Annotated in this window: 8 protein-coding genes; 5 read left to right on the plus strand and 3 right to left on the minus strand. The window is 44.2% G+C overall.

Going from position 1 to position 14533, the window contains the following annotated elements; translation table 11 throughout:
- The first annotated feature begins 381 nt into the window (after window positions 1–381).
- Entirely contained in the window at window positions 382–3600 is a 3219-nt protein-coding gene (locus Q0081_RS08430; RefSeq protein ID WP_298351409.1) for a TonB-dependent receptor, read from the plus strand.
- 34 nt (window positions 3601–3634) lie between these two features.
- Window positions 3635–5191 carry a RagB/SusD family nutrient uptake outer membrane protein gene (locus Q0081_RS08435; RefSeq protein ID WP_298351412.1) on the plus strand — a complete coding sequence of 519 codons (1557 nt, stop codon included), beginning with the start codon at window positions 3635–3637 and terminating at the stop codon, window positions 5189–5191.
- A 148-nt stretch (window positions 5192–5339) separates the two neighbouring features.
- Here Q0081_RS08435 and Q0081_RS08440 read toward each other — a convergent pair whose 3' ends face one another.
- Together Q0081_RS08440 and Q0081_RS08445 are read right to left on the minus strand one after the other, a co-directional pair.
- The gene (locus Q0081_RS08440) at window positions 5340–7769 is read right to left on the minus strand and encodes a ribonucleoside-diphosphate reductase subunit alpha (RefSeq protein ID WP_298351414.1); all 2430 of its coding nucleotides are present in this window, start codon (window positions 7767–7769) and stop codon (window positions 5340–5342) included.
- 435 nt (window positions 7770–8204) lie between these two features.
- Window positions 8205–9455, minus strand: coding sequence for a molybdopterin molybdotransferase MoeA (locus Q0081_RS08445; protein ID WP_298351416.1), 1251 nt, complete (start codon window positions 9453–9455; stop codon window positions 8205–8207).
- Window positions 9456–9584: 129 nt separating this feature from the next.
- On the opposite strand from Q0081_RS08445, the gene Q0081_RS08450 reads away from it, so the two are divergent.
- Entirely contained in the window at window positions 9585–10895 is a 1311-nt protein-coding gene (locus Q0081_RS08450) for a rubredoxin (protein WP_298351417.1), read from the plus strand.
- Window positions 10896–10928: 33 nt separating this feature from the next.
- Here the strand turns inward: Q0081_RS08450 and Q0081_RS08455 are convergent, their stop codons facing one another.
- Window positions 10929–12044, minus strand: coding sequence for an XdhC family protein (locus Q0081_RS08455; RefSeq protein WP_298351419.1), 1116 nt, complete (start codon window positions 12042–12044; stop codon window positions 10929–10931).
- 166 nt (window positions 12045–12210) lie between these two features.
- Between Q0081_RS08455 and Q0081_RS08460 the strand changes: the two genes are divergently transcribed.
- Together Q0081_RS08460 and Q0081_RS08465 are read left to right on the plus strand one after the other, a co-directional pair.
- Window positions 12211–12798, plus strand: coding sequence for a TIGR00730 family Rossman fold protein (locus Q0081_RS08460; protein WP_298351422.1), 588 nt, complete (start codon window positions 12211–12213; stop codon window positions 12796–12798).
- Window positions 12799–12920: 122 nt separating this feature from the next.
- Window positions 12921–14384, plus strand: a complete 1464-nt coding sequence (locus Q0081_RS08465) for a UDP-N-acetylmuramoyl-L-alanyl-D-glutamate--2,6-diaminopimelate ligase (RefSeq protein WP_298351424.1) — start codon at window positions 12921–12923, stop codon at window positions 14382–14384.
- Window positions 14385–14533 lie beyond the last annotated feature (149 nt).

Below are 14533 nucleotides of genomic sequence, written 5' to 3' on the forward strand. Positions count from 1 at the left end.
CAAAAAAATAAACCCATTGCATGGTCAGAAAAAGGCAATTATGCCTTATCAACTTTGAGGGCAGAGGCTCTCAACTTAGCAAAAGCAGCATCAAGAACACTAAATATTACAGCAACAAATAGTGGAAGCTTTCGTAGTAATAAGAGAAAAATAAGATAATACTTATTGCCTAAGTAACTGATAGAAAGACAAAATTCATTATATTAGATAAATTCAAATAATAAACCAAAAATAACTATTTTATTTATTAAATGTTGAGTAACTGCCATCTGCTTATTACCTTTGCAGCAAACCATTTTTTGATTCATAACACAATCCATTTCTGAGTTTTGTCTTATTTTTTATCTAAAAGCTAAACAGCCCCTAAAAAGGCAAATTTCTATGTCGCAAATGCTACACCCGCGCAAGCTGTGGTCTAAGGTGATTAGACTGTCGGTACCCCAAGTCATTTTGGCTTTTTGCTGCTCCGGCATTACGTATGCCACCCCCGACCGAGATAATCTCGGAAAACCTGCCCCTCTTCAGTTAGAAGAAAAAGCGGTTGACAAAACGATTTCGGGTAAAATTGTGGATGAAACCAATTCTCCTTTACCCGGTGTCAGTATTGTTTTGAAAGGTACGCAAAGAGGTACCGTTACCGATGGAAACGGTCAATACCGCATCGAAGTACCTGACAAAGCCACGCTCATTTTTTCCTACGTAGGCTATATGCCTCAGGAAATTGTGATTGGCAATCAAACTACACTCAACCTTACGCTGAGAGCCGACAGCAAAGTGCTGGAAGAAATCGTAGTCATTGGGTACGGTACCCTTAGAAAATCCGATCTAACGGGTGCCGTCGGCACCGTCAAAGCCGACCAACTGATGGAGCGCCCGGCGCCCTCGCTTGCGCAACAACTATCTGGTAGAATGGCTGGGGTACAGGTCAATACTAACTCTGGCCGCCCTGGCGGTAGAACCACCATTCGGGTACGTGGATTCAGCTCTATCAACTCTTCCAACAACCCGTTGTATGTAGTAGATGGCGTAATGATGCCACAAGGAACCCAAACGCAATTTACTTCGGCCATTGATTACATCAACCCTAACGACATCGTGTCGGTAGAAGTACTGAAAGATGCCTCTTCTACGGCCATATACGGAGCAAGGGGAGCCAATGGGGTTATCCTTGTAACCACCAAAAAAGGAAAAGCGGGCGAAGGTAGTGTAACGTACAATGCTGATTTTAGCGTAAACACCATGGGTCCCAACAGACCACAAGTACTGAACGCCAAAGAATACATGGCCGTAGAAGACTTGGCTTGGGCCAACATGGCCAAATACGACCCTGTCGGATGGGCACAAGGTAAGTTTGCGAACCTCAATCCAAAGTTACGCAGAGTAGACCCGCGCGTATGGAACGCAGATGGTACCAATAAGTTTGATACCGATTGGTTTAAAGAAACGACCCAAAACAAGCTATCGCAAAACCATCAATTGGGTTTTAGTGGGGGCAATGAGCGGACACAGTACAACCTTTCGTTGGGCTACCGTGATGACCAAGGTTTGTTGAAACAATCTTACATGAAGCGGTATTCTACCCGTTTTACAATTGATGACCAAGTGAAAAAATGGTTGAAAATAGGTGGTACACTTTCTTATAACAACCAATCAGAAAATATCGTGGACATCAACGATGCCGTAGCGCGTCAGATTGTTGAAGACTTTCCGTTTTTGCCAGTAAGATACGAAGATGGTACTTATGCCAACAACCGCGATTATCCACTTGCCGAAGGTACTTTCAGTTCTGTGCACCGTTTGGAAGGTCGTAAGTACATCGTAAACAACCAAACAACCTTGGGAAGCTTATATTCCAACCTCAACATCGTCAAAGGTTTGGAGATGCGTACGGTATTGGGGGTGAATGTACAAACCCAGGAAATCAATCAATCGCAAACCCGAACCCTTAATATCGGTGGTAACGGAAACGCCTCTACCAACAACAACAAAGAGACTTTTTGGTCGTTGGAAAACTACTTGACCTACAACAAGCAAATCGGTGATAAGCACTCTATCAATGCCTTGTTGGGACTTTCGTGGCAGGAAACCAATACGTTTGGTATCGGCGCCAGTGTAAACAACTTTGCCACTGACTATTTTAATTTCAACAACTTGGGTGCAGGTGCTACCAATCCTTCCGTTAGTTCAGGGGCTTCACGATTTGCTTTTAACTCTTACTTTGGCCGTGTTAATTATACATTGTCCAACAAATACTTAGTAACCCTCACGGGCCGCGCCGATGGTTCATCTAAATTTGGGGACAACCACAAATACGCTTTCTTCCCATCGGGTGCATTGGCTTGGCGGGTTTCGGAAGAAGATTTCTTGAAAGGCAACTCGATTATTTCTAACCTCAAAATCAGAACAAGCTATGGCTTGACCGGAAACTCTGAAATTCCCCCTTATTCTTCGCTTTCGTTGTTGAGTTCAAACTACGCCACTGTATATAACGATGGGCGAGTAGCTGGTACAGGTTTATCTCGTTTGGCCAACCCCGATTTGCGCTGGGAAAAAACTGCCCAAACCGATGCGGGTATTGAGTTAGGCTTGTTTGGAGGAAGAATAACGCTTGAAGCCGACTATTACTATCGCCTCACTACCGATATGCTTTTGGATGCACCCGTGCCCACCACCAGTGGTTACGGTACCATCCGTAGAAACGTAGGCTCAATGTATAACAAAGGAGTTGAATTGGCCTTGAATACCATCAATATAGACCGTGGCGGTTTCCAATGGAATACCAACTTCAACATTTCATTCAATCGCAACAAGGTACTTTCATTGGCTACACCCTCTGATATTTTCAACGTAGGAGGCCCCAACTTCACCAACCCAACCAACATAATTAGAATTGGCGAACCCGTTGGTTCTTTCTGGGGATTAACTCGCGTGGGTATATGGAGCGAAGCAGAGCGTGAGCAGGCTGCGAAATTTACCAGCTATCGCAATGGCTTGACCATGCTCCCTGGTGATATTAAGTACCTCGATGTCAATGGAGACAGAGCCATCACCGACGCCGACCGCAGTATCATTGGCAACGGTAGCCCCAAAGCTTGGGGAGCCATGACCAACACGCTTCGCTACAACAATTTTGACTTGACTTTTGAGATGCAGTTTTCGTATGGCAACGACGTAATGATGATGAACCTACACCCCAGCGAAGACCGTCAAAACTTGGCCAACAGCTACACATCTGTACTCAACGCTTGGACTCCGCAAAATCAGAATACAATGATTGCCGAAATACGGGATACCCGTGCAGGCTACGTAACCAACGTGGACACGCAATGGATAAAAGATGGGTCTTTCTTGCGTGGCAGAAACCTTTTATTGGGTTATACTTTCCCAAGCAACGTAACCAGCAAACTCAAAATGAGTCGCCTCAGAGTATATGCTTCAGCCCAAAACTTCTTCCTCGCGGTGAAAGATAAGATTGTAGGTGACCCTGAAGTTACGCCAACCAACCAAGGAGGCGGCAACAGTGCTTTCTCGCAAGGTATGATTTGGCACAACTATCCCAAACCCACAACTTACATGATCGGATTACAGGTGGGTCTTTAATTCATCACTGTTTTACATCTAAATCAATTAGAAAATGCAACTACTTAAAAATATAGGAAAAACAGCTTTGGTAGCCTCCCTTTTGCTGGGGCACACAGGCTGTACTGAGTTTTTGGCGGAGCAAGCGCCTTCTAACCTAACACCCGAAAGCTTTTACACCATACCCGACCACGCCGAAGCTGCACTTGCTTCTGTATATGCTGATTTGCGTTTTATGGGTGGAGGAGCAGGTATATTCTCTTCTAACTGGCAATTGCTGGAAGCAATGACGGGTACATCTACCACCGAAACTGCCCAAAATTCAGACTTGAACAACTTATATGGCTTAGTGCACGATGGCAATACTGTACACGTAGTCAATTATTGGAATGGTTTGTACAAAATCATTGCACAAGCCAATCAGGTAATTGCCAAAGTGCCGCCCATTACCCCAATGCCCGAAGCCCAGAAGAAAAAAATTCTGGGAGAAGCAAGGTTCCTACGTGCATCGGCTTACTTTACGGCAGTGCGTTTGTGGGGCGATATTCCACTGATTACCAATCCACAAACGGCTTCTTCGGAAGATTTTTCCCCTAAGCGTTCCTCGCAAGAGGAGGTTTATAAACTGATTGTAGATGACTTACTTGCAGCCGAAGCTGCGGGTTTGGCATGGATGGATTTGAGCGGTCGTGTCAATTTGGCGGCTACCAAAGCACAGCTTGCAAGGGTATATTTGACCATGGCAGGTTTCCCCCTCAACAAAGGTGCGTCGCATTATAAGTTGGCGGCCGATAAAGCCTTGGAAGTGATTACTTATGCCAATGCTAATCCCGGAACAATCAACTTATTTCCTACTTACGAAGACACGCGCAGAGAAAGCAACAAAAACCGTGTGGAACACCTTTTTATGTTGCAATACAATGCCGTTGTTGAGCAAAATCCCATGGGCAATATGTTTCCTAACTTTAAGCCGGTAACTTTCAATGGCCCAGGTGGAACAGGAAGTACGGTACCTACCTTGGCCTTTTATAATTCATACGAGCCAGGCGATTTGCGCACCAAAGACCAAGATGGTTATTTTTATACCACCTATTTTACCAATGGAAACGGCGCAAGGTTTGAGTTGGGCGCGCCTTATATTTTCAAACACTTTAACCGAGTTGCAAACGGTACTGCTGGGGTGCCTGGCTCGCGCGCAAACAACCTCAATGTACCGCAGATTCGTTATGCAGAGGTATTGCTTACGTTTGCCGAAGCACAAAATGAATTGGGCGCACCTACGCAGGCTGCTTACGATGCCTTCAAACGTATCAGAGACAGAGCCCAACTCACTACGCCTGCACTTGGCACCTACACCCAGACTACTTTCCGCGAAGCCGTGTGGAGAGAGCGTTGGTATGAGCTGTGTTATGAGCAAATTACTTGGTTTGACATGGTTCGTCTCCGTAAAGTGTTCAACGAAAAAACCAAAGGATTTGACAACTTTGTGGGGCACGTAAACTTGAGTTCTAACCAAGCCTTGCAATCAAAACATTTGTTATTGCCGCTTGGAAAACAGGAGATGCTGAACAACCCGAATCTGAAACCACAGAATCCGGGCTATCCTGAATAATAATTGAATAGTTCAATCTTTAGCTCCCCAATTGCCAGTTGCGCGATTGGGGAGTTTTTTTGTTCCATTGAAAAAAAGAAGGGCAGACCAACGTTTGGCCTGCCCTATCTTCCCCATAAATCCACCATTAAGGGGATTTTATATATTTTTACTTATCCTGAGGAGTATCAATCGGATACTGCGTTTCTGCTTGTGCCTCTTTTGCAGTTACCTGCGGAGCATGGTCTTTCGCATATTTTTCGTAGTTCAAGTCCTTCTCAGCTACACTGCTCGTAACAGGCTCAAGAACAGCCTCGGCATTTTTCTCTACTGTAAATTTAACCGCATCCACTGCTGCCTGCGTACGCAGATAGTACATACCTGTCTTCAAGCCTTTTTTCCAAGCGTAGAAGTGCATGGAAGTCAGTTTGCCGTAGTTGGCGTTTTCCATGAAAATATTCAACGATTGCGATTGGCAAATATAAGCCCCTCGTTCAGCAGCCATATCTACGATGGTTTTCTGCTTTATTTCCCAAGCGGTTTTGTAAAGTTCTTTGAGGTGTGATGGAACTTCACTGATTTTTTGTACCGAGCCGTTATGTTTCATCAACTCGTTTTTCATAGTATCATTCCACAACCCTTCTTTTACAAGGTCTTTGAGCAAGTATTTGTTAACAACTACAAACTCTCCTGACAATACCCGACGAACATATAAATTGGAGGTAAATGGCTCAAAACACTCGTTATTACCCAAAATTTGGCTCGTAGAAGCCGTTGGCATCGGAGCCAAAAGAAGCGAGTTACGCACACCGTATCTCACGACTTCTTTGCGCAATTGTTCCCAATTCCAGCGACCGCTCTTCGGCGTAACGTTCCACATATCAAATTGGAAAATCCCTTGTGAAATGGGCGACCCTTTCCAAGTTTCATACGGACCTTCTTTTTTCGCCAATTCCATCGAAGCAATCATCGCACCGTGATAGATAGTCTCGTGAATATCTTCGTTGAGGCGGCGAGCTTCATCCGATTCAAACGGCATACGCATCATCAAAAACGCATCGGCCAATCCTTGGATACCGATACCGATAGGACGGTGGCGTTTGTTGCTGAGTTCTGCTTCGGGAACTGGGTAATAATTGAGGTCAATGATTTTGTTAAGGTTTTTCGTAACCACCTTGGTGATTTCGAACAATTTTTGGTGGTTGAAATGCAAGAAGCCGTCACTTCCCTGCTCTACAAATTTAGGTAATGACAGTGACGCCAAATTACAAACCGCGACTTCTTCCGGAGACGTGTACTCCATGATTTCAGTACACAGGTTCGACGACTTGATGGTGCCTAAGTTCTTTTGGTTAGACTTACGGTTGGCGTGGTCTTTGTAAAGCATGTAAGGCGTACCTGTCTCAATTTGAGACTCCATAATCGCAAACCACAAATCCTGCGCCTTGATGGTTTTACGTACCTTGCCTTCACGTTCGTATTTTTCGTACAATGCCTCAAACTCATCGCCGTACGTATCTGCCAATCCGGGGCACTCGTGAGGGCACAGCAGCGACCACGTATCGTTGGCTTCCACGCGCTTCATGAACAAGTCAGGAATCCACATGGCGTAGAACAAATCGCGGGCACGAAGTTCTTCTTTACCGTGGTTTTTCTTCAAATCCAGAAAATCAAAAATATCAGCGTGCCAAGGTTCCAAATAAATGGCAAATGAACCTTTACGTTTTCCACCTCCCTGATCTACATAACGGGCGGTGTCGTTGAATACGCGCAACATCGGTACAATACCGTTGGAAGTACCATTCGTACCTTTGATATAGCTCCCCGTAGCGCGGATATTATGAATGCTCAAACCGATACCTCCCGCCGATTGCGAAATGAGAGAGCACTGCTTAAGGGTATCATAAATCCCTGCAATACTGTCGTCTTTCATTGTCAACAGGAAGCAGCTTGACATTTGCGGCTTAGGCGTACCTGCGTTGAAAAGCGTAGGAGTAGCGTGGGTAAACCAACGTTCTGAAAGCAGATTGTAAGTTTCGATGACCGAATCAATATCTTCTAAATGAATCCCTACGGCTACGCGCATCAGCATGTGCTGAGGGCGCTCTGCTATTTTGCCGTGGGTTTTGAGCAAATACGATTTTTCAAGGGTTTTATAACCGAAGTAGTCATACCCATAATCACGATCATAAATGATGGTAGAATCAAGCAGGGCGGCGTGTTTACGAATAATATCGTACGCTTCTTTAGAAATCAAAGACGCATTTTCGCCCGTTTTGGGGTCTGTGTACGTAAAAAGCTGCTTCATGGTCGCCGAAAATGACTTCAGCGTGTTTTTGTGCAGATTGGAAATAGCAATCCGTGCAGCCAAGATAGCATAATCAGGATGCTTCGTAGTCATAGAAGCAGCAGTTTCAGCAGCCAATACGTCCAATTCTGCCGTAGTAACACCATCATAGATGCCTGCCACTACTTTTTTTGCTACTTCTATGGGTTGGATGTAAGCAGCTTCCAAAGCATAACACAACTTTTCAATTCGAGAGGTGATTTTATCGAATTTGACCGACTCGCGGCGGCCATCGCGCTTAATAACGTACATAGGGTAATTATAATTTATAGGGTTCTTGTATCTTTTATACTCTTTGATTTTGGGGAAATTAATAAAAAAATCTTGCAAGTGAGTGAATTGCTCACCTAAAGCAATTACGATTTAAAAATTTAGTTTTGCGAAAATACAAACCTTTTACGTCCGACCATAATAGAGCCTTGGTCGGAAGCACGTAATAAATTTGAAAAATCTAATCGTTGAGTAACGTTAAGAAATTGTTAACGAATTTGCCCTTAACAGGTTACAGTCATCTAAGACGAACTTGGTTTCACTAAAAATTTATACGAAAATTTTTTACATTTTTTTCCCCAAGCCTAGCCATACCTTTCTATGGCCACGAGAAGTAATTGTTTACAATTGTAAACAAAGATTTTTGGCCTGCAAAATTTTAGCCTGCTTTTTTTCAATTTATTTATCAAGCGGTAATTATGACCCAAAATCGTACCGCCAGAGGGGAAAAATCTCCCCTCTGTGAAACTCATTCTTCTCTTTTGGCAACTCCAAAAACCCTTGGGTATTCACCAAATTGGCAAAATCCCCTGAACCGTGCCCTGTTATCGGACGAGCCATTAATGTAGCTCCTTCCTGAAAAAGTTGTACCTGCAAAAAATAAGTAAGGGGAGAGGTATAGGTATAATCTTCACTGAGCGCAGCGTACATAGTGTCCATGGGAGACAAACCTAATGATTTGCGCAGCCAGGGAATAAAATACCGACGAGCACACATAAAAGACGAAACCGGATTGCCGGGCAGTGCAAAGACCACATTATTTCCTTTTCGCCCAAACCAAAACGGTTTCCCGGGCTGTTGGCTTAATTTGTGAAAATATTTCTCAACACCTTCCGCCTGCAAAGCCTTGGGAATGAAGTCTTTTTTCCCCTGGGATACTCCTCCGCACAAAATCAGCACATCGTACTGAGTCAGGGCTATTTGAATGGTTTGCTGAGTAGTACTTAAATCGTCAGGAATATGAATAAAATCAACGTTGATTTGGTATTCTTTCAGCAGAGTTGCAATGCAATGCACGTTTGAACTGCGAATTTGGTGGGACAAAGGAGTTTGCTCAACAGAAACCAATTCATCACCTGAAGTAATAATAACCACCGTCGGGAGTTTTTTTACCCCAATTCGGGTAGCACCAATACTGGCAGCAATGGCAATCTCGGGTGGTCCCAAGGGTGTATTCGGTTCAATGATGATCTTCCCCACCATTCGGTCTTCTCCTCGATAATGGATATTTTGGCCTTCATTTACGGTAGTTTTTAGATGAGCAACCCCTTCTTTAATTTCGAGATCCTCGTATCGAATTACCAAATTAGTATTGACTGGTAAAGAGGTTCCCGTCATTACCTCAATGCAGGCATTTGAATCGGTAAGGGTTTGTTGGGTTTCGCCCGCGGTTTGTGTGCTTTCAATTCGAAAAGAGCGTTGACCGTTCACATAACTTTGCCATTGAATAGCGATACCATCCATTGTAACGCGGTCGAAAGGAGGAAAATCACGATCAGCTACTAAAGGCTCTGCTAAAACCCGGCGATTTGCCGAATCAAAAGGCACGTACTCAGTTCCGTAATCTATGGTATTTTCTAAAATGATGCGGGTGGCTTCCGTAACAGGGGTCAGTTCCATACAGGTAGTGTCGTTCTGTTTTATACCGCACAAAGGTACGATAAACATAGCTGTATTTTTGGCAACTATTCTGTTTTTGAGAAAAGCCGGCTCCCAATAATTGTGAGGTGCAAGAATACATTTTATATAACTTTGCGGCCAACTCTACCAATTTATTATTCAGAACAAATTCCTTTCATGAGAGATTTTTATACGATTCGTATCAACTTCAAAGGAGGTATTGCCTCGCCTGCTCAATTAAAAACTATTTTAGAGACGGCCAACGAGTTTCAGGTGTATAAAGTCCGTTTTGGACTTCGACAGCAAATGATTTTTGACTTGCCGCGCAACTACGCAAAGGGGTTTCAGCAAAAAGCCCAAAGTCTGAATTTCAGCTTTGAATCTGACACTAATACCAAGCCTAATATTGTGAGTTCGTACGTAGCGGAAGACGTTTTTCAAACGGGAAATTGGCTTACGGAAGGTATTTATAAATCTATTTTCGACGGCTTTACGGAAGAACCTCAACTTAAAGTCAATCTTTCGGACGCACAACAGAGTTTTTCGCCGCTGTTTTCCGGACACTTAAACTTTGTTTCATCAGAAATTCCTGATTTCTGGCATTTATACATTCGTTTGCCTAAAACCAACAAAGTATATCCTTTTCAAAAATTGATACCCTCTGCCGAAATTCCGAGTGTATGTCAGGTTATTGAAAAGCTAATTTTGAAGTCCGATAATCAGGAACAGGTGGGTATCAATGACGTGTTCACTAAGATTTCTTCCAAAAATTTCATTTCAGACGAAACACCTTTCACTCCACCTGCTTTTTCGCTGCCTTATTACGAAGGATTCAATCGGTATGGCAACAAAACCTGGCTGGGTATTTATCGAAGAAATGAATTGTTTTCGATTGATTTCCTGCTTGAAATCTGCGAGTTGTGCGAGCAAAACAAAATAGAGGAGGTTTGTTTAACCCCTTGGAAATCAATCATCATTAAGGGTATTGGAGAGGAGTCCCGTAACGATTGGAGCAATCTTTTATTTAAATACAACATCAACGTACGCCACGCTGCCAATGAACTCAACTGGCAGGTAGAAGATGATTCTGAAGATGCGTTACAACTTAAACTGGATTTGGTAAAGGCGTTTGACGAGCACGATTTACGTACGTTTGGTATCTGTTTCGGTATCAAAACACGCCCGAAAACAGAGGTGTATGCTTCTATCATGGTACGCCGCAGAAGGTCTAAGCTGTTAAAAGTCATCCCTTTCCACTACGTTTACGACATTTCATACACCGAAGATTTTAATCCCAACGGACGTACCAAAAAATATTTCTACAAAGGAGCGTGGGGCGTGATTTTGGCCGAACAATTGCGCCGCTGTGTATTGCAATACAATAAATTGAAAGCCGCCAATCTGATCAAAGATGCAGGCATGAAAGATGACCACGTAGAAGACGAATCGGCAACTTCCGAATTATTCGACAGTTTGCTCCTCGTCTGATAATGTATGTTGCACACTCCTATTCACGAACTATCAATCCCTTTCGTGAATAGGAGTGGTACGCAGGCGTAAAGCGACCCCATCACGGTCAGAGAACACAGCACGAATTTCAGCCACAATCGACAGGGCAATTTCTTCGGGCGAAACAGCGCCAATGTCCAAACCTACGGGTGCATAGATTCGCTCCATGTCATTATCGGAAATCTCAATTCCTTCCTGAGCAAGTTCATTGAATACTTTTTCGGAACGCACCCGCGGTCCCAGCATACCGATATAAGAAGAGCCGGTTTTCAGCACTTTGGGCAAATTGTATTTATCGGTTTTGAAATCGTGCGACATCAAAATGATGGCCGTGTGCCTGTCAATTAAAATGGTATCGAAATCGGCAGGAGCAACCAGTGCATCGGCAACGGCAAAAAGTTTTTGCATCACTTTCTGCGGATTGGCAACTACCGTAGCCCGCCAGCCAATCTCCTTCACCAAACGTGCCAGAGGCAACACGTCGTATTGATGTCCCATCAAAACAAGGTGCACTTCGGGAGGAAGAATTTCGATAAATAATTCCATTTCGCCCCCGTCGGGCAGTTCAAACGTTTTGGGAGCCGATCTTCCTTTATATACTAATTGTTGAATAGCTTCTTCCAACTCCAATTGGAGCGTTCCAAATATCACTAAACTTTCTTCTCCCGTATAGCGCAGCATCTGCCCCGCTTTCAGTCCGTTGAGTTCATCTTCCAAACGCATGACCGTGAGCAAAATATGCGTTTGACGACGTTCGGCCATGCAGCTTTTCAAAAGTTCGACGGGATTCATGGGGTTTCCGATTTCGAGCGGAGTGAGCAAGACATCAATAACTCCGTTGCACCCCAACCCTACCCCAATTTGATATTGGTCATCTTCACTTGTATCGTACGTCACTAAACTTGCTTCTGATTTGGCCATGGCGAGGCGAGCCCGTCGGAGTGCATCGCCTTCGAGACATCCACCGCTGATACCGCCTACCCATACGCCGTCGTCTGTGACGAGCATACGCGCTCCTGTACGGCGATACGACGACCCTTCCACCCGTACCACGGTGGCGATTGCTGCTTTATTGGTTTCAGAATTAATGTGGTCGTAAGCGTTGATGATTGCTTTAATCTCTTTCATTGCAGTACTTGAATCTGTTTTTGGCTACGGGTTATTCATTGGTTTTTACTACCCTATAACGGTTTAAAGCAAAAATAGGTTTTTCAATTGGGTATACAAATGATGAGTGTTAGCATTGGTCAAATTCGTTACCGATATTTGCGCCCAAAAGCTTATTTTTCCCAACATGAAATCAATTGTAGTGTATTGTGGCTCCAATGCGGGCAAGCGTCCTGAGTATCTCGAATTGGCGACCGAAGTAGGTTTGGCGATGGCCAAGCATGGCATCAACTTAGTCTATGGCGGCGGGAATCTGGGACTTATGCGCGCCGTAGCCGATGGTACATTGGCAGGCGGAGCCCGGGTAACCGGTATCATCCCGAATTTTTTGGCCGAATTGGAAGTAGCCCACCAAACCTTGACCGAAATTCATTTTGTGGAAACCATGCATGAGCGCAAAGCCAAAATGGTATCCCTCTCGGATGGTGTTATCAATTTACCCGGGGGCTACGGCACACTCGACGAAATGTTTGAGATTTTATCTTGGTCGCAGTTAAAGATTTTTCACGGTCCGGTAGGTGTTCTCAACTACAATGGTTTTTATAATCACCTTTTGGCACACATCGAAGTAATGGTAGAAGAAGGATTTCTGAAACCCGAAAACCGTGATTTGCTGATTGTTGCCGACAATATTGAGGAGTTGCTGGATAAAATGCTGGCCTTTGAGCGCAAAGAAAGTAAGTTGGAATTAAAGAATATTCAGCAGGAGAAGTGAAATGACAGTAGTGAGGAGTAAGAATTCAATAGTCAGGAGATAAGTGAGTGATGTTGGATTTGAGAAACCAGCCCTGAGGATTTCTCAAATTCTCGTTTTTTTAACCAAAGACCGAGTTTAAAATGTCAAAGACGCTTCAACAATTATTAACAGGTGTTCCGATTGTTTCAGTGATTGGGACTGTCGATATTGAAATAAATAGCATCGAATTCGACTCTCGTCGCGTTGCGGCCGGGTCGTTGTTTGTAGCCCAAAAAGGCACCCAAGTGGATGGGCATCAGTTTATTCCCAAAGTCATTGAAATGGGTGCGGCGGCCATTTTATGCGAAGACCTTCCCACTGATTTGGCCGATGGAATCACGTACATTCACGTAGCCGATTCGGCTCGTGCCATGGGGTTGATTGCAGCTAACTTTTACCACAATCCCTCTTCAAAACTCAAATTAGTGGGAGTTACCGGCACCAACGGCAAAACTTCAACCGTAACGCTTTTATTCAAACTGTTTCGTCAATTGGGTTACCGCGTTGGGTTGCTTTCCACAGTTCAAAACCAAATTGACGATGACATTATTCCTTCCACGCATACTACGCCCGATTCAGTTAAAATCAATGAATTACTGACTGAAATGGTACGGCGCGGATGTTCGCATTGTTTTATGGAAGTAAGCTCTCACGCCGTAGCGCAGGAGCGTATTGCGGGGTTGGTATTTTCGGGAGGTATTTTTACCAATATCACCCACGACCACCTCGACTTTCACAAAACATTTGACAATTACATCAAAGCCAAGAAAGGGTTCTTTGACCAATTGCCCAAACATGCTTTTGCGCTTATCAATATCGACGACCGTCGCGGCGGAGTAATGGTGCAAAATACGGCAGCTCGTAAAGAAACCTATTCCCTCCAAACCATTGCCACTTTTAAAGGCAAACTCTTGGCTGACAGCCTGTTTGGACTTCAGATGGAAATGGATGGAAAAGAGGTTTGGTTTAAGTTGATTGGTAAGTTCAACGCTTACAATTTATTAGGAGTTTATGGAGCGGCTTTGCTGTTGGGCGAAGATGTAGAGCAGGTACTGCTGGCTCTTTCAGAAATTACGCCTCCTCCCGGCCGCTTTGAGCAGGTAATGAGCGCGGATTCGGTAGTAGGCATTGTAGATTATGCCCACACGCCCGATGCCCTTCAAAATGTATTGGAGACCATCAATGAACTTCGTGAAGGCGACCAACAGGTGATTACCGTAGTAGGTTGCGGCGGCAACCGCGATGCCACCAAACGCCCGGAAATGGCACGGATTGCGGGAGAAATGAGCAATAAAGTGATTCTCACTTCCGATAACCCGCGCAACGAAGACCCTAATGCCATCTTGGAGCAAATGCAGGTCGGAATCTCGCCCGTAGATTATAAAAAAATGAAGGTAATCGAAGACCGCCAAGAAGCCATTCGTTTTGCGGTATCCCTGGCCAAGCCGCACGACATCATCTTAGTAGCCGGCAAAGGCCACGAAACCTATCAGGAAATCAAAGGTGTAAAGCATCATTTTGATGATAGGGAGGAGTTGAGAGAGGCGTTTGGGACGAAGTCATAAATTGAGAGGAAGAAAAAAATAGCATTACCTAATAGTGAATATTGACAAAATTATTTTATAATAACTCGCGAAACATTATCCTCCTTATGGATTACGATAAAATACGACTCAAACCAGCCAAATTTGTGGCCTTGACCTCTTTACATGAG

The organism is Runella sp., from assembly GCF_027484545.1.
GTDB lineage: Bacteria > Bacteroidota > Bacteroidia > Cytophagales > Spirosomataceae > Runella.